The sequence below is a fragment of the Nocardia sp. NPDC006630 genome (assembly GCF_040611495.1).
GTDB lineage: Bacteria > Actinomycetota > Actinomycetes > Mycobacteriales > Mycobacteriaceae > Nocardia.
The window spans coordinates 170418-186549 of sequence record NZ_JBEXOK010000003.1; the positions used below are offsets into that span (position 1 = coordinate 170418).

The window sequence follows — 16132 nt, forward strand, 5'->3', positions numbered from 1 at the left end:
AGTGATCGTCAGAAGGGAGTGATATTGAAGGGCCGCCGGATCGGAGCCAGTGCCTGATCCAGGGCCGCGATCGCACCGGCGGTGAGTTCCTCGATCCGTCCGGCCCGGTGCAGTTCCAGGGGCGTATGCGCGCCGAAGTAGCTGCTGGCCAGCTCGACCGGGCCCAGGCGTACATCCGCCTGCGCGTCCTCGGGGGCCGGTTCCCAGCTCCCCAGACCGTCGGAGATATCGAGGGTGAACAACCCCGGGCTCATGCCGTACGGGTCGTCGACCCGGATCACACCGTGGAAGTCCGCACGGTAGGTGCGCACCCGGAAGGCCTTGGCGGCGTTCAGGATCCACATCCACACGCCGGTGTCGACGCCGGTCACCGCGGCGACCCGCGGATCCTCCAGCAGCAGCGGTGTCGGATCGTCCACCGCGGTGTCCATCCGGATCTCGTTGTACTCACCGTGTCCCAGCAGGCAGCGCAGCAGTTCGCGGTGCGCGGCCACGGTGAGTGCGCAGAAATCGCGCACCAGCACGGTGTCGGCGACCAGATCGAACACCACGTAGCCGTCCGGGTGCACGATCACGCACGATTCGTCGTCGAAGGTCGCGGGCCAGAAGAATTCGCCGCGACTGAGGGCCGCGGGATTCGCCTGCTGCCAGCGGTCGTAGATCTCCCGCAGGCGCGGTCGGGCCACGCTGGGGCGCAGTTCCCGCACCAGCGCCGAATCATCGCCGCCCGCACGCAGTTTCGCGCGCCGGCGGTCGATGCGCAGATGCCGGGTGTGGCTGGCCACCCCGACCGCGCCGTAATTGCCGCCCGGTCCCGGCATGGCGGCGAACACGTCGGCGCCGGTCTCCAGGGCGATGTACATCATCTCGGCCTGGATCTTGGAATACAGCCCGCGCTTCTGATGGGTGGTGGCGACCATGCCCTGCGCACAGGCCGCGACCTGCAGCTGTGCGCCGCCGGGCACCGTGGCGCTCATCCGGATCACCGAACCGGTGCCGACGATGAACGGTGCGTCCGGATCCGAGACATCTTCGGCCACAATGATATCGCTGAGCAGGAACTGCTTCTTCCAGCTGTCGAAGTCCCGGGTCCGCACCCCGCCGAAGGCGCGGGAGTAGCAGTCGCGCAGGGCATCCCAATCGTCCTCGCGGGCCCGGCGGATGATCAGGCCGTCGACGGCGAGGCCCTCCCGGTAGGACATGAGCTCGGAAATCATGCGGGCACGCCTTTCGTAGTGCGGGAATCGGTGTGTGCGCAGTCCTGCGCGGCCTCGATGCGGGGCAGCACCTCGTCGCCGAGCAGCCGCAGGCAGGCCCAGCCCGCCTCCACCGGCAGACCGCCGATGAGCGGGTTCACAATGATTTCGGTACGGCCACCGGCGATTTGGGCGAGAAGCTGCTCGGGGGTCAGGATTTCGGCGTATCCGTGGGTTCGCACCCGTTCGACGGAGTCCACCGAGGCCTCATTCGGGCGTGGCAGTCCGGCCCGGCGCCACGACCCGTATTCGCGGGCCTCATTGAGGATGTACGGCCCGAACTCCGTCCAGGCCGCATCCGGATTCTCGTGCAGCAGTGTGATTCTGCTGCCGGGTTCGGGGCGGTGCACAAAGCCCTGGTGGCCGTGCACCTCCAGCTCCCGCAGGTACAGCGCCTCGAGCGAGGGCATGGACATGGGCGGGGAGTAGGGCAGTCCGAACCGGGCGGCACGGCGCGCCGCCGCCGCGGTCATCCCGCCGACGAACAGCAGCGGGTGCGGTCTCGTACAGGGTTTGGGGGTGACGTCGATCAGAGTGCCGTTGTACTCGAACGGCGCATCCCCCCAGGCCGCCAGCATGACCTCGAGCGCGGTATCCATGAGCTGCCCGCGCCGAGCCCAGTCGCGGCCCATGGCGGCGTATTCCGCTGGCCGGTAACCCATTCCGGCGACAATGGCCAGGCGCCCACCCGACAGGTTGTCCAGCACGGCAATGTCCTCGGCCAGCCGCACCGGGTCGTACAGCGGTATCAGCAGGGCGCTGATGCTCACCCCCGCCTGACGGGTGCGGGCCGCGATCGCCGCGGCCAGCAGCAGCGGAGACGGCAGCCAGCCGGTACCGGAGAGATGATGTTCCTCGCAGCTGATGGCGGCGAACCCGTGCCGGTCGGCGTACTCGGCCATATCCAGCGCCGCCTGATACCGCTGCTGATGCCCCGCGGCGGGTTCGTCGATATTGGTCATATTCAATCGGAGCGCGGTCACCACGGGCGACGTCGAATTCACCCCGCAAATATTGAATGCGCAGTGGCTCTTGGCAAACGCTCGGATACCCCAGTCACTAGCTCGCCGGCGGCGCGGTACCACCGGGCGGATATCCGCCGCCCGCCGGTACCACCGGCAGGGGCACCGCGCGCACCGGCGTACCTTCGCAGTGCCGCCGCGGCGGCGCGCCCGACGCGGTTTCCAGCCGGAAGTTCCCGCGAAAAGTGGCCTGCCGCGCGATGATTCCTGGGTATCGGCCCCGTTCGCACTGGTAAAAGCCCCTCTTCAGTGTTCGCACACGAAGGATTCCCGCCATGAGCACCTCGACCGTGATCTCCAAGGACGGCACCGTCATCGCCTACGAGAAAATCGGCAGCGGCCCCGCCGTCGTCCTCGTCGACGGTGCGTTCTGCTACCGCGATATGGGCCCGTGTGCCGCTGTCGCACAGGAACTCTCGGATCGCTTCACCGTCTACACCTACGATCGGCGCGGGCGCGGCCAGAGCGGTGACACGCTGCCCTACGATCGGGAGCACGAGATCGAGGATCTGGCCGCCGTGGCCGCCGAGGCGGGCGAGCCGGTCAGTCTGTGCACCTTTTCCTCCGGCGTCGGCCTGGTGCTGGCCGCGGTCGAGCACGGCCTCGCCGTCGACAAACTCGCGCTGTACGAATACCCGCTCATCACAGACGATTCCCGCAAACCCGCACCGGCGGAGTATCACGACCGTATCGCCGAACTCATCGCCGCGGACAAGCCGGGTGCGGCGATCAAGTACTTCCTGCACGCGGGGATGGGCCTATCGCGCCCGCTGGCCACCGTATTCCCGCTGCTGCCCGGCTGGTCCAAGATGAAGACGACGGCCTTCACCCTCACCTATGACCGCCACTTCATGGAAGACGCGCTCGACGGCCGGCCCGTTCCGGACGGCCGGTACGACTACGTCAGTGCCCCCACAACGGTTTTCGCCGGTTCCAAGAGCCCGAAGTGGATGCGGCACAGCAATGCCGCTCTCGCCCAGGCCATTCCGGGCGCGGTCTACGTCGAGCTGCCCGGTCAGAGCCATCAGGTGAAGCCGAAGTTCTTCACGCCCACCCTGAAGAAGTTCCTCGAGGCGTAGCGTCCCGGATCAGTATTCGACGGCGTCGACGGGCCCATTGGTGCTGGCAACGGGTGCGTCCTCGACCTTGACGGGATGGCGGCGGGCCCACAGACCCGCCGTCAGCACCACCGCGGACGCGATCAGAATGTGCGCCGCGAGCAGTACCAGCATGGGCAGTGCGAAGCCCTCGTCGGTGAGCGCACCGCGCTCACCGACGCAGTACAGCGTGTAATTGGTCGAAGTCCCCTCCGAGTCGTGCGTGGTGTCGGACACCACCATCGGCTCGGTGAAGGGCGCCGAACAAAACAGCGGCGCAGTGAGTTTCGCCTCCCCGGGCCAGATCGCCACCGGCACCACGCAGCTGAACACACCGGCCCCGACAGCGGTCGAGAGCACGGTCACCAACAGTCGGCTCATGACTCACACCTGCTGCATTCGAACAAACGCGCCCGTACGGTCGAACTCCGCGACCACCTCCGACCGTGGCGACACCACATTGGCCACCATCCGGATCTCACCGCCGAACCGGCTCACCACGATCACCGTCACCTGCCCATCGGCCAGTGCGCTGCGCGCCAGCGCCGTATCGACGACCTCCTCGAGCCGCGCCAATCCCGTCACCTCGCTGAGGGTGAAGCACTCTCCATCCAGGTCGTCGTACGCCGAAACCCGGACCGGCTGCGGCGAGCTGAGCGCACCGAGCATGTACGAATAATCGTCGAGCTGCCGCGACCCCTCCGGATGACGAACCCGCACACGGACGGTGGGCGCACTGGCGGTCATATCATCATGGTCGCCCAAAAACCTGCTCACCTGCGCCGGTTGATCATTCAGCACGAGCCGGAACTGCGTCGAACTCGGCGCGGTCAGCACCATCACATCGGCCCGCACCTCGGCAGCCCCCCACCGCCGCGTCAGCGCGTCCACCGCCCCCTGCGGCAGCGCACTCACCAACCCACCCCCACGCGTACGAATCTGCTGCTCGAAATCGGCACGATCCACCGCCCCGATACACCCACTCGTCCCGAGCACGGCCACACACAGTGCGACTCGAAACCATCCAACCGCGCGCATACCCCGAATGCTAAAGCCTCACAGCCACACCCGGCCGACTACCAGAAGTCGGCCGCATGATCCCTTCATGATCGGCAACCGAACCGCATCCAGCAATCCGGGCGCAATCACACGACCGTAGGTCAGCTCGCCGTGCGGATCGCGGTTGCGTGCGCGGTCCATTCGAGGATGGTCCGGGCCACCAGTTCCGGGTTGTCGTACATCGGCACGTGGCCGACATCGGGCAGGGTGCGCCATGTCGCGGACGGGGCGTAGCGGCGCCAGTTTGCGGCGTAGTGGTCGGCGGGGAGGATGCGGTCCTTCTCGCTCCAGGCGATGAGGATCGGGATGTCGAGCATTCCGTAGGGCTCGTACTCGGTGGCGATCACCGACGGGAAGTCGTCGAGAGCGGTGCAGCGCAGTGCGTTTCGGGCGGCGAGGACGGCCTGGTCGGCGGTGAGGCGGTCGCCGTGCTCGCAGACGGTGCGCAGCAGGGCGCGACGCAGCGCGGGCGGCCGCATGACCAGAGGTAGCACGGGTGCACCCAGTCGCTGCTGGGCGTGCATGATGCGGAAGATCCTCGGCACCCGCGTCTCGGTGGTGGACCAGGCCCCGGCGGGCGAGAGCGCGATCACGCTGCGCGCCCGGCCGCGCCGTGCGAGTTCCATGCCCAGCCAGCCGCCGAGCGAGTTCCCGGCAATGTGCGCGGTCTCGAATCCGGCCTCGTCCATGGTCTTTTCGAGCCAGTCGACGGCCTTGGCGATGGTGTACGGCCGCGGCAGATCCGGCATACCCGCGTGCCCGGCCATGGTCGGGGCGAAGACATCGTGATCGTCGAAGAGCAACGGCGCGACCGACTCCCAGCAGTGCCAGGAGCTGGTGCCGCCGTGCAGCAGCAGGAGTGGTTCGCCGTTTCCGGCCCGCAGCGAGGTGGCCGAGCTGGGCGGGAGGCGATCGTCGAGGTTCGTCATCATTGACGATTCCTTTCTAGGGCGGATCGAGCAGCGCCAGGCGCATGAGCTGCCCGAGCGAGCGCGCGGTGCGCTCGGGGGTGCCGGTGGACTGGACCAGATGGCTGAAGAGCAGGCGGACCAGGCTGTCGGCGAAGAATTCCAGATCGATGCCGGGGCGGAACCTGTCGCCCCAGTGCTCCTCCATGCGTTGCAGTGCGAGCTGGGCCGCGGCGGCCACGAACGGGCCCGATCCTGTGGTGATCATGGACAGCATCTCGTCCGGCGCCTCCGGGGCGGCGTGCAGCACCACCGCCGCCAGCGGATCCTCGGCAATCGTGCGCAGCACGAATTCGGCGATCGCCGTCACCGCCGCGACCGGATCGTCGATATTCTCCTCGAACACCGCCGCCGAACCGGCGAGGTAGCGCGAGGTGTTCTGCCATGACATCGCCTCCAGCACAGCGGCTTTGGAGCCGAACTCGTTGAACACCGTGCGCCTGCTCACCCCCGCCCGGGTGGCGATATCGACCATTCGGACCGCATTCCAGCCGGCACTGCCCGCCAATTCGATGGCGGCGTCGACAATGCGCTGACGGGCCAGGGTGCGGGCGGCCGCGCGCAGGGAGGGCGTCTCGCTGCTTCTCACGATCCACATCCTTCCCTGTCGGCACGATCGCCCATCCCTTCGCCTCGCGGTTGACACCGGACCACCGCAACCTGGATAGTTGCACTCTACTTGGTTCAGAGTGCACTTGACGCACTTTCATGTCAACAGGATGCACATTTCGGAGGATTCGTGGCGCTACCCGCAGACTGGGCCGACCGGCTGACGCTCCCGCTGATCGCCGCCCCGATGACCGGCGTATCCGGCCCGGAACTGGTGGCCACGGCCTGCCGAGGTGGCGTGATCGGCTCCTTCCCGACACACAATGCGGCGACTCCCGAGCTGCTCGACGAATGGCTGACCCGGATCGCCGCCGATCTGACACCCGAGGCCGCGCCGATCGCACCCAATCTGGTGGTGCACCGCACCAACGCGCGCCTGACCGCCGACCTGGATCTGCTCATCGCGCACCGCATCGAACTGGTCATCACCAGCGTCGGCTCCCCCGCACCCGTCATCGAACCGCTGCACCGGGCGGGCTGCCGGGTCTTCGCCGATGTCGCGACCCTGCGCCATGCCGAACGCGCGCTGGCCGCGGGCGTGGACGGCCTGATCCTGCTCACCGCGGGCGCGGGCGGCCAGACCGGATCGGCCAATCCCTTCGCCTTCGTGCGCGCGGTGCGCGAAAGATTCAGCGGCCCCCTCGTGCTGGCCGGCGGCATCGGCGACGGCCACGCCCTGCTGGCCGCCCAGGCGCTGGGCGCGGACCTGGCCTATATGGGCACCGGATTCATCGCCACCCCGGAAAGCCTGGCGCGCGAGGACTATCAGGCCGCGGTCGTCGCCGCCACCCTCGATGATGTGCGCGAGACCGCGCACATCGGCGGACTGCCCGCCAACCTCCTCACCGAATGGCTGGACGCCCATGCCGCCCAGCAGGTTTCGGCGGGCGACTTCCAGACCGAGAGATTGCTCGGCGGGCAGACCGTGTGGAGCGCCGGGCATTCGGTCTCCGGTGTGCACGGTGTGATCCCGGCCGCCGAGGTCATCGACCGCGTGCGCCGCGAGTACCACCAGGCTCGCGCCGCACTTCTCGAAACCGCCCGCAAGTGAACGGAACAACTGCCATGACGGATCAGAACTCACTGTGGGGCCCGGTCACCCGCCTGCTCGATCGGGCCTGCACCTACCACTCCGACCGCACCGCCCTGATCGCCGGCGACCGGTCGCTGACCTTCACCGAGCTGCGGTCGGCGACCAATCGCATCGCCAATGGTCTACTCGCCCTGGGCATTACCCCGGGTGAGCGCGTGGGCCTGCTCATGCCGAACACCCTGGAGTTCGTTCCCACCCAGTACGGCATCTGGAAGTCGGGCGCGGTGCCGGTGCAGATGGCGGCGAAGGCGTCCGCCGACGACCACCGCTACTCTCTGACCGAATCCGGCGCCACCACCCTGATCTATCACGAGTCCTTCGACGCCACCGTCGCGGCGATCGCGGATCAGGTGCCCACCCTGCGACGGCTGATCCGCCTGGGCGAGCGACCCGGCGACCTGGCGGCCGACTACGGCGAAACCTTCGGCGCCCGAGACGATTGCACCCCACCGGTGCGGATCAGCCCCGGCGATCCCGCACACATCATGTTCACCTCCGGATCCACCGGAACCCCCAAGGGCGTGCTGTTCACCCACGATCGGCTGAGCCACTATCTGCTCACCGCGGGCCTGGAAATCGGTGACACCCGCCCCGGCGAGATCTTCGCGCACGGCGCCCCGCTGACCCACTTCACCCAGATCTTCCTGCTGCCGACCTTCCTGCGCGGCGGCACCAATGTGATCATGCCGGGCCTGGACGTGGACACGCTGCTCGATACCATCGTCCGCCACCGGGTGACCGCCACCGCGGTCGTGCCCACGGTCATCTACCTGATGCTCACCCATCCGAAACTCGCTGCGGCAGAACTGTCTTCGCTGAGCACGGTGATCTACGCCGGTTCGCCCATGGCGCCGGAGAAGCTGCGCGCCGCCATCGAGGCGCTCGGCCCGGTCTTCATCCAGACCTACGCGGGCACCGAACCGGGCTTCCTGAGCTGCCTGCGCAAACAGGACCACGTGCTCGATGATCCCGCCGCCCTCGCCCGACTCGGCTCGGCGGGCCGTCCCCTGTTCCACGTCGACATCTCCATTCAGGACGAGCAGGATCGGCACCTGCCCGTCGGCGAGACCGGGGAAATCTGCGCACGCCAACTCGGCCGCATGTCCGGCTACCTGGACGGGACCAGGGACACCGAGGCCCTGCGCGAGGACTGGGTGCACTCCGGCGATATCGGCTACCTCGACGCCGACGGCTACCTGTTCCTGGTGGACCGCAAGAAGGATCTTGTGGTCACCGGCGGTTTCAATGTCTTCCCGCGTCAGGTCGAAGATGTGCTCACCCAGCATGCGGCGGTCGCCCAGTGCGCGGTCATCGGTATCCCGCACCCGAAATGGGGCGAGGCGGTACACGCGATCGTCGTCCCCAAGCCCGGGCACACCGTCGCAGCCGAGGAACTCATCGCACTGGTCAAGCAGCACAAGGGCAGCGTCTGGGCGCCCAAAACCCTCGACTTCGCGGACGCCCTCCCCCTGAACCCCTCGGGCAAAGTCGACAAGAAGGCCCTGCGCGCACCGTACTGGGCCGGACAGGTCCGGCAGATCAACTGAGACCCCGCCTGCGTCACAACGATATTGCGCCACCAGCGAACAGGATGCCGTACCGCCCACGCGCGGGCATCCTGGGATAAAGCACCGTAATCATGTAAGCGGGTGGTCGACGTGAGTGATGAACCAGCCCTCTCGCCCGCGGCGAGACCCGATGACGCCGGGCGCGAGCCCGATACCGGTGGCGTGCCCACGGGCAACGGGCAATTTCCCGCCGAACACGCCATCGCGACGAACGCCGATGCGCACAGCGGTCCCGCGGGCGCTGCCGCCGAGAACGGCGTGCCGGTCAGCGGGGCGGCAGCCGAAGCCGCTGCACTCGATGCGTACTCGCGGACCGTCATCGCAGTCGCCGCATCGGTGACACCCCACGTGGCAAGCGTGCAGACCCGGCGCGGTGGCGGCTCCGCGGTGGTGTTCACCGATGACGGCTCGCTGCTGACCAATGCGCATGTGGTGGGGTCGGCCAAGAACGGGGTGGTCGTCTTCGCGGACGGCGTGGAGTCGAGATTCGATGTGGTGGGCGTGGATCCGCTCTCGGATCTGGCGGTGCTGCGGGCGCGCGGCGGCGCGCCGGCGGCGGTGTCGATGGGTGATGCCGACACCCTCGTGGTCGGGCAGCTGGTCGTGGCTGTGGGCAGTCCGCTGGGCCTGGCCGGATCGGTGACGGCGGGTGTGGTGAGTGCACTCGGACGCTCGGTGCCGGTGGGCAACGGCCGGGCGGCGCGGGTGATCGAGGATGTGATCCAGACCGATGCCGCCTTGAATCCGGGCAATTCCGGTGGGGCGCTGGCGGATTCGGCGGGCCGGGTGGTCGGCGTCAATACCGCCGTCGCGGGAATCGGCCTGGGACTGGCGATCCCGATCAATGTCACCACGCGCCGGATCATCACCACCCTGCTGCACGAGGGCCGGGTGCGGCGGGCCTACCTCGGCATCGTCGGGGTGCCCGCTCCCCTGCCCGCGGGGGTTGCCGAACGCACCGGGCAGAGCGCCGGTCTGCGCATTGTGGAGGTGGTGCGCGGCGGCCCCGCCGACCAGGCCGGACTACGTCGCGGCGATCTCGTGCTGAGCGTCGCCCGCCGGGAAGTGCGTGACGCACAGGGCATTCAGCGCCAGCTCTTCGGCGATGCCATCGGCCGCGCCATGCCGGTTACGGTGCTGCGCAATGGCGCCATGGTCGATGTGATCGCCGTACCGAGGGAACTCACGGCCGACTGACCGCATCGCGGGTCAGGACGCGGTGCGCCGGGCGGTCTCGGGCAGTGCGGGCTGCCAGTTCTCGGCCAGCTCCTCCAGCGAGATACCGAGGGCGCGACTGAGCGCGACCACCGTGCCGAAGGCCGGGGTCGGCATCCGCCCGGATTCGATTTTGCGCAGCGTCTCCGGCGAGATGCCCGCCGCCAGGGCCACCTCGGCGAGTTCACGCTCGGCCCGGGCGGTACGCAATGCGGCGCCTAGCCGGGAACCCGCCTGGACCTGGGCCGGAGTCAGGGGAAGTCGAACCATGCCCGCCACCCTACGGTTGGTATAAAAATACCGCAACCCGCTATGGTCGGTATTAAAATACCGATACGGAGGTTGTCATGGTGGAACTCAAGACCGCGGCGGAGATCGCCCGCATGCGGGTGACCGGCGAATTCGTCGCCACGGTACTCGCCGAGCTGCGCGCGAAGGCCGCGATCGGGGTGAACCTGCTGGAGCTGGAAGCCCATGTGCGCGAACGCATTCGCGAGCGCGGCGCCACCTCCTGCTACTGGGACTATGCGCCGTCCTTCGGCCGCGGCCCGTTCCGCAATACCGTCTGCCTGTCGGTGAACGACGCCGTCCTGCACGGCCTCCCGTTCGACTACGACCTGCGCGACGGTGATGTGCTCACCATGGACCTGGCCGTCGATATCGACGGCTGGGTCGCCGACTCGGCCACCACCGTCATTGTCGGCACCGCCGATCCGGCGGACGCACGACTGGTGCGCGCCACCGAAATCGCCCTCGACGCCGCCATTTCCGCGGCACAGCCCGGTAATCGCATCGGCGATATCTCCGCGGCCATCGCCGGAGTGGCACACGATCACGGCTACCGCGTGAACACCGAATTCGGCGGCCACGGCCTGGGCCGCACCATGCACGAGGACCCGCACGTCTCCAATTCCGGCCGCCCGGGCCGCGGCTACCCACTGCGCCCCGGCCTGACCATTGCCATCGAACCCTGGTTCGCCCGCACCACCGATCGGGTGATCACCGATCCGGACGGCTGGACCATTCGCTCCGCCGACGGCTCCCGCACCGCACACTCCGAGCACACCATCGCCATTACCGCCGACGGTCCGGAGATCCTCACCCGCACCGCCTGACTCCCTGCAGCGCCCCCGAGCGCCCGCAAAAATGCCGCCGTGTTCGGCACACGGCGGCATTGCCGTCTCACACGTCAGGACGTGCCGGACAATCGCGTCATCAACCGTTTGCGGTAGGCGTCGAGAATGACGGCGATGATGATCACCGTGCCGGTCACCATTGTCCGCTGGAAGTCCGAGACGCCCATCAGCAGCAGGCCGTTGGTGAGGACCCCGAGCAGGCAGGCCCCGAGCAATGTGCCGATCACCGATCCGCGGCCGCCCGACAGGCTCGCCCCGCCGATCACCACGGCGGCAATGGCGTTGAGTTCGTAACCCTGGCCGAGGATCGGACTGGCGACGCCGAGTCGAGCCATGTAGATGACGGCGGCGATCCCGACGCACAACCCGCCGATGACAAAGCAGATGATCTTGATCAAATTGGTCCGGTGCCCCGACAGTCGCACCGCTTCCTCATTGTTGCCGGTCGCGTAGACCAGGCGCCCGAAGACGGTGCGGGACAGCACAAACCATGCGATCGCGACGATGAGCAGCGCCACCGCGAAGACCGCGGGGATGCCCGCGACGGTCCGGGTGCCGAAGTTGGTCAGCGCCTTGGGCAGGTCGTAGATGGTGCGGGCGTTCGTGTATTGCTCGGCCGCACCCCGTGCGGCGTAGAGCATTCCGAGGGTGACGATGAACGAGGGCACCTTCCAGCGCTCGGTGACGAAGCCGCTGATCAGTCCACACAGCGCGCCGATGAGAAGACTGAGTCCGAGGGCGAGCGGAATCGCCGACGAGCCACTGCTTTCCATAGCCTTGCCGGCCACCACGGCACACAGTGCGATGACGGAACCGACCGACAGATCGATGCCGCCCACCAGAATCACGAACGTCATCCCGACCGCGAGAATGGTGTTCAGGGTGATCTGGGTCATGATGTCGCGCAGGTTGCCCGAGGTCGCGAAATGTGGTGCGGCAGCGAGGAAGAACCCCGCCAGCGCCACCAATGCCACGCCGATGCCGGCCTCTCCGAGTACCTGGCTCGCCACCTGACTCGCGCGCGAATCGGCTCGCGCCGTGGTGAGGGATGTCATGCTGCACTGCCGTTCTTCAGATAGCCGGAGTAGGCGAGGTTGAGGATGTGTTCGGGATCGAAATCCGTGCGAGCGACTTCGCCGGTGATCCGGCCGGCCGAGAACACGACAATGCGATCGCAGATGCCGATGAGTTCGGGCAGATCGGAGGAGACCACCACGACGCCCTTGCCCGCACCGGCCAGATCGAGCATGAGTTGATGAATCTCGTAGCGGGCGCCGACATCGATGCCGCGGGTGGGCTCGTCGACGATCAGCACATCGGCGTCGGCGGCCAGCCAGCGACCCAGGACGACCTTCTGCTGATTGCCGCCCGACAGCGCTCGCACCGCCTGCTCGGGACCGGACGCCTTGATCCGCAATTTCCCGGAAAGCTCCAGGGCTGAGGCGGTTTCGGCCCGCCGCCGCAGCAGCCCGGCACGACTGACCTTGTCCAGGCTGGCCAGGCTTACATTCGCGGCGATCGACAGGTCCAGTACCAGACCTTGGGCCTTGCGGTCCTCGGTGAGGAAGCTGAGACCGCTGCGGACCGCATCGCGCGGGCTCTTGATCCGCGCGGCCCGGCCGTGCACCGCGACGGTGCCACCGGCGGACCGGTCCGCACCGAAGATCGCACGCATCGCCTCGGTCCGCCCGGAACCGACGAGCCCGGCCACGCCGACGACCTCACCGGCGTGCACCGTCAGCGAGATCGCCGGTGTGCGCGGGGTGACCACCAACTCGCTGACCCGCAGCAGCTCCTCACCCCGGGGTCGCGCGATGACCGGCGGATACTCTGCGGCCAGATCACGCCCGACCATCATCCGGACCAGACCCGGGATGTCCAGATCGGCGATCGCACGGGCCGCGACGCTGGTTCCGTTGCGCAGCACCGTAACCCGGTCCCCGATGTCGAAGATCTCGTCGAGGTGATGGGAGATGAAGATGATCGCGACACCCTCGTCTTTGAGCCGGCGCATCACCTTGAACAGGTTCGCCGTCTCGCGCGGGGTCAGCGTGGCGGTCGGCTCATCCATGATCAGCAGCCGGCATTCGGTCGACAGCGCCTTGGCGATCTCGACCAACTGCATCTGCGCGATGCCGAGGCGGCCGACCACGGTCTGCGGGGACACATCCAGGCCCACCTGCTCGAGCAGAGCCGTGGCACGCACTCGCATGGCACGGCGGTCGACGACGCCGAACCGGCGCGGCAAGCGCTGCAGAAAGAGGTTTTCGGCGACGGTCAGTGCCGGCAGGAGCGCCAATTCCTGGTGGACCACTTGGATTCCGGCCCGCAGGGCGTCGGCCGCACCGGCGGGACGATGTTCGGCGCCGCCGAGGGTCATCTGTCCCGCATCAGGTTGTTCGACGCCTGCCAGGCATTTGACCAGCGTCGACTTGCCCGCGCCGTTCTCGCCGATCAGCACGTGGATCTCACCGGCGGCGACGCTCAGATCCACGCCATCCAGGGCGGTGACGCCCGGGTAGCGCTTGGTCAGGCCGGTGACATTCAAGAGGACACCGGACTCGGATTCGGGCTTCATACTGCTCCCACTACTCTCAGGATGTGCCGGGGTGGAATCGCTTGGACCGATTCCACCCCGGCCCTCGTGCACGTCGGGCCCCTCAAGCCCCGGCGGTCACGACGTTCATCCGGGTCTTCTGCCAACCGGTGACGGACTGGCCGGCGATCAGCTTCATGGCGACGTCGATGCCGTCACCGGCCTGCTCGGAGCCGTACTGGTCGAGGGTCGCCAGCATCGGGCCGTTCTGCAGGAACGGCTTCACGGCCGGAATATTGTCGATAGAAACGACTTTGACATTGGCGTGGCGTTCCTGGATCACCTTGATGACGCCCAGCGCCATCGAATCGTTGGACGCCAGCACACCCTGCAGATCCGGGTGCGCGGTGAGGATATTGCCGAAAACCGTGTAGGCCTCATCGGTTTCCCAGTGCGCGGTCTTGGAATCCAGCAGCGTCAGCTTCGATTCCGCAATGGTGTCGTTGAAGCCGTTCTTGCGTTGCAATGCGTTGTCGGCGCCCGGATTGCCTTCCAGGATCGCGACTTTGCCGCCTGCCCCGACTGATTTAGCCAGCACGTCACCGACCTGTTTCGCTCCGGCCCGGTTGTCCGGGCCGACGAGCGGGACCTCGACACCGGCGGACTTCAGCGCATCGGGATCGAGTGCGACGTCGATATTGACCACCTTGATGCCGGCTTTGCTCGCCTTGACCACCGATTGCACCAGCGCCTTCGAATCGGCCGGGGCGATGACGATGGCCTGCACCTGCTGGGTGATGCACTTGTCGACCAGGGCGATCTGCCCGTCGACATCGGTCTCGTTCTGGATGCCCGCGATCTGCAGGTCGAGCGTGCCGAGTTGGTCGACGTGCTCCTTGGCGCCCTTCTGCATCTGCTGGAAGTACTCGTTGGCGAGCGACTTCATGATCAGGCACACCGTGGGCTTGCCATTGGCATTCGTGGCCGGGCTCGATGCCGTCTGCTCGGTGCCACAGGCACTGAGCGTCAGCGTGGTCGCCGCGGCTATGACAGCGAGTACCGTCCTTGTGTTTCTTCGCATTTCGGGTAGACCTCTCTTGTTTTCCTGGGATCGATGGTTCGTTGACACGAGTTGACAGGCGGCGTGCCTCAGCGTCGGCCTGGTCACTGCCGCCGCAGCGGTTAGAAAGCGACTCCGGCGTGCAGTACAGCGTTCGCATACGGGGTCGCCTCGCCGGTGCGGACGATCACCCGCGCCCGCACGGTGCACTGTTTGAGTTCCGCGTGCGGCACCGTCGAGACCGGAATCTCAGCGAGCGCGGTAGCCATGCCGTCGAGTGTCACCGTGTCCGTGAGTTCGCTTGCCCGGACGGCACTTTCGAAGACCGCCTCGGCGAGGATCATGCGCAGCACGGGAAGGAATCCCGGCTCGCCGCGTCGCCAGAGAAGATCGATCTGCTCCACACCGGGCGGGATGGGCAAGCCCGCGTCGGCGACGACGATCACGTCGGTATGGCCGAGACCGGTCAGAATCTGCATGAGGCGCGGATGCCAGAGGCCGTCAGGACGCATAGTCACTCCTGCGCGAGGTCGCGGTGCGCAGTAACGCGTCGATCTGGGCGCCGGTGGGTGCCGCGGACTGCGCGCCGCGGCGAGTGGTGGCCAAAGCTCCTGCGGCGCAGGCATACCGGACTGCCGACCCCAAATCGGTACGGTTCGACACCTGATGCACGGTGAGGGCCGCACAGAAGGCATCGCCCGCGCCGACGGCGTCAATGGCCTCGACGATGAATCCGGCGCAGCTGTCGAGATCACCGTCCGCGTCGGCGTACACCGCACCACGCGAGCCGAGGGTGACGACGACTTCGCGTGGACCCAGGGCACGTAGCGCCGCCGGGAGTGGCAGCGCGGCGAGCTCGGACCGCCGGGTGTCGGCACCGGCCCTCATACCGTCTCGGTATCCGGCGGATTCCGCGGCATCGAGCAAACCCGCCGCCTCGCCCTCGTTGACGATCAGAATGTCTGTGCCGCTGATCAATTCGAGCAGTTCCGGACTGACATCCGGAGGCAGGGGGGCCGCGTTGAGCACGACGAGCACACCGGCGGCGCGAGCGGTCCGGACCGCCGCGAGACAGGCTGCGATCGGCACTTCGAGCTGCAGCAGCAAGGCATCGGCCGCCGCGATTCGCGCGGCGTGCCTGGTAATCTCGCCGGGCCCGAGCGTGCCGTTCGCCCCCGGAGAGATCGTGATCATGTTCTCGCCCGCCGAGTCGATGACGACCAGCGCGGAGCCGGTGGCCGCGTCGGTGGTTGTCAGCGCCGAATCGTCGACTTCGGCCCGCCGGAGCACACCACGCAACTCGGAGCCGAACTCATCGGCACCGACTCGTCCGATCAATGCCGTTCGCGCACCGAGTCTTCGAGCTGCGACCGCCTGATTGGCGCCCTTTCCGCCGGCACCCCGCTGGAGAGCGCCGCCGGAGACCGTTTCGCCGGCGTAGGGCAGGCTGTGCACCCGGACCGAGAGATCCATGTTCACACTGCCGACCACGACCACGACTGGTTCACACATC

Annotated in this window: 17 protein-coding genes; 5 read left to right on the forward strand and 12 right to left on the reverse strand. The window is 67.5% G+C overall.

Features of this window, described 5'->3' with window-relative positions:
• Positions 1-8: 8 nt before the first annotated feature.
• Positions 9-1217 (reverse strand): GNAT family N-acetyltransferase, encoded by a 1209-nt coding sequence (locus tag ABZX86_RS08945; protein WP_355121588.1) that lies wholly within the window; start codon positions 1215-1217, stop codon positions 9-11.
• The gene (locus ABZX86_RS08950) at positions 1214-2218 is read right to left on the reverse strand and encodes an LLM class flavin-dependent oxidoreductase (protein ID WP_355122585.1); all 1005 of its coding nucleotides are present in this window, start codon (positions 2216-2218) and stop codon (positions 1214-1216) included. Before ABZX86_RS08950 ends, ABZX86_RS08945 begins: the two co-directional genes overlap by 4 nt.
• Before the next feature lie 335 nt (positions 2219-2553).
• On the opposite strand from ABZX86_RS08950, the gene ABZX86_RS08955 reads away from it, so the two are divergent.
• Positions 2554-3357 (forward strand): alpha/beta hydrolase, encoded by an 804-nt coding sequence (locus ABZX86_RS08955; RefSeq protein WP_355121590.1) that lies wholly within the window; start codon positions 2554-2556, stop codon positions 3355-3357.
• Between the two features lie 9 nt (positions 3358-3366).
• Here ABZX86_RS08955 and ABZX86_RS08960 read toward each other — a convergent pair whose 3' ends face one another.
• The 4 genes from ABZX86_RS08960 to ABZX86_RS08975 form a co-directional block, all read right to left on the reverse strand.
• Positions 3367-3756: a hypothetical protein gene (locus ABZX86_RS08960; protein WP_355121592.1), complete on the reverse strand. Its 390-nt coding sequence runs from the start codon at positions 3754-3756 to the stop codon at positions 3367-3369.
• Between the two features lie 3 nt (positions 3757-3759).
• On the reverse strand, positions 3760-4413 hold the full coding sequence (locus tag ABZX86_RS08965; protein WP_355121594.1) for a hypothetical protein: 654 nt from the start codon (positions 4411-4413) through the stop codon (positions 3760-3762).
• Positions 4414-4535: 122 nt separating this feature from the next.
• Positions 4536-5366 (reverse strand): alpha/beta hydrolase, encoded by an 831-nt coding sequence (locus ABZX86_RS08970; protein WP_355121596.1) that lies wholly within the window; start codon positions 5364-5366, stop codon positions 4536-4538.
• A gap of 13 nt (positions 5367-5379) precedes the next feature.
• Positions 5380-5991, reverse strand: coding sequence for a TetR family transcriptional regulator (locus ABZX86_RS08975; RefSeq protein WP_355121598.1), 612 nt, complete (start codon positions 5989-5991; stop codon positions 5380-5382).
• A gap of 207 nt (positions 5992-6198) precedes the next feature.
• Between ABZX86_RS08975 and ABZX86_RS08980 the strand changes: the two genes are divergently transcribed.
• The 3 genes from ABZX86_RS08980 (at position 6199) to ABZX86_RS08990 (ending at position 9869) form a co-directional block, all read left to right on the forward strand.
• Complete coding sequence (locus ABZX86_RS08980; RefSeq protein ID WP_355122587.1) at positions 6199-7062, forward strand: nitronate monooxygenase; 864 nt, start codon at positions 6199-6201, stop codon at positions 7060-7062.
• Between the two features lie 14 nt (positions 7063-7076).
• Positions 7077-8651 carry an AMP-binding protein gene (locus ABZX86_RS08985; protein WP_355121600.1) on the forward strand — a complete coding sequence of 525 codons (1575 nt, stop codon included), beginning with the start codon at positions 7077-7079 and terminating at the stop codon, positions 8649-8651.
• A 279-nt stretch (positions 8652-8930) separates the two neighbouring features.
• Entirely contained in the window at positions 8931-9869 is a 939-nt protein-coding gene (locus tag ABZX86_RS08990; protein WP_355122589.1) for a trypsin-like peptidase domain-containing protein, read from the forward strand.
• A gap of 12 nt (positions 9870-9881) precedes the next feature.
• Here the strand turns inward: ABZX86_RS08990 and ABZX86_RS08995 are convergent, their stop codons facing one another.
• A complete protein-coding gene (locus ABZX86_RS08995; RefSeq protein ID WP_355121602.1) occupies positions 9882-10157 on the reverse strand; it encodes a helix-turn-helix transcriptional regulator in 276 nt (91 codons plus the stop codon).
• 77 nt (positions 10158-10234) lie between these two features.
• Between ABZX86_RS08995 and map the strand changes: the two genes are divergently transcribed.
• A complete protein-coding gene (gene map / locus ABZX86_RS09000; RefSeq protein WP_355121604.1) occupies positions 10235-11002 on the forward strand; it encodes a type I methionyl aminopeptidase in 768 nt (255 codons plus the stop codon).
• Between the two features lie 74 nt (positions 11003-11076).
• On the opposite strand, the gene ABZX86_RS09005 is transcribed toward map, so the two are convergent.
• The 5 genes from ABZX86_RS09005 to ABZX86_RS09025 form a co-directional block, all read right to left on the reverse strand.
• A complete protein-coding gene (locus tag ABZX86_RS09005; protein WP_355121606.1) occupies positions 11077-12078 on the reverse strand; it encodes an ABC transporter permease in 1002 nt (333 codons plus the stop codon).
• Complete coding sequence (locus tag ABZX86_RS09010) at positions 12075-13601, reverse strand: sugar ABC transporter ATP-binding protein (protein ID WP_355121608.1); 1527 nt, start codon at positions 13599-13601, stop codon at positions 12075-12077. Before ABZX86_RS09010 ends, ABZX86_RS09005 begins: the two co-directional genes overlap by 4 nt.
• Positions 13602-13683: 82 nt before the next feature.
• Complete coding sequence (locus ABZX86_RS09015; protein WP_355121610.1) at positions 13684-14640, reverse strand: sugar ABC transporter substrate-binding protein; 957 nt, start codon at positions 14638-14640, stop codon at positions 13684-13686.
• Between the two features lie 101 nt (positions 14641-14741).
• Complete coding sequence (rbsD, locus tag ABZX86_RS09020; RefSeq protein ID WP_355121612.1) at positions 14742-15131, reverse strand: D-ribose pyranase; 390 nt, start codon at positions 15129-15131, stop codon at positions 14742-14744.
• Positions 15121-16131, reverse strand: coding sequence for a ribokinase (locus tag ABZX86_RS09025; protein ID WP_355121614.1), 1011 nt, complete (start codon positions 16129-16131; stop codon positions 15121-15123). Before ABZX86_RS09025 ends, rbsD begins: the two co-directional genes overlap by 11 nt.
• Position 16132 lies beyond the last annotated feature (1 nt).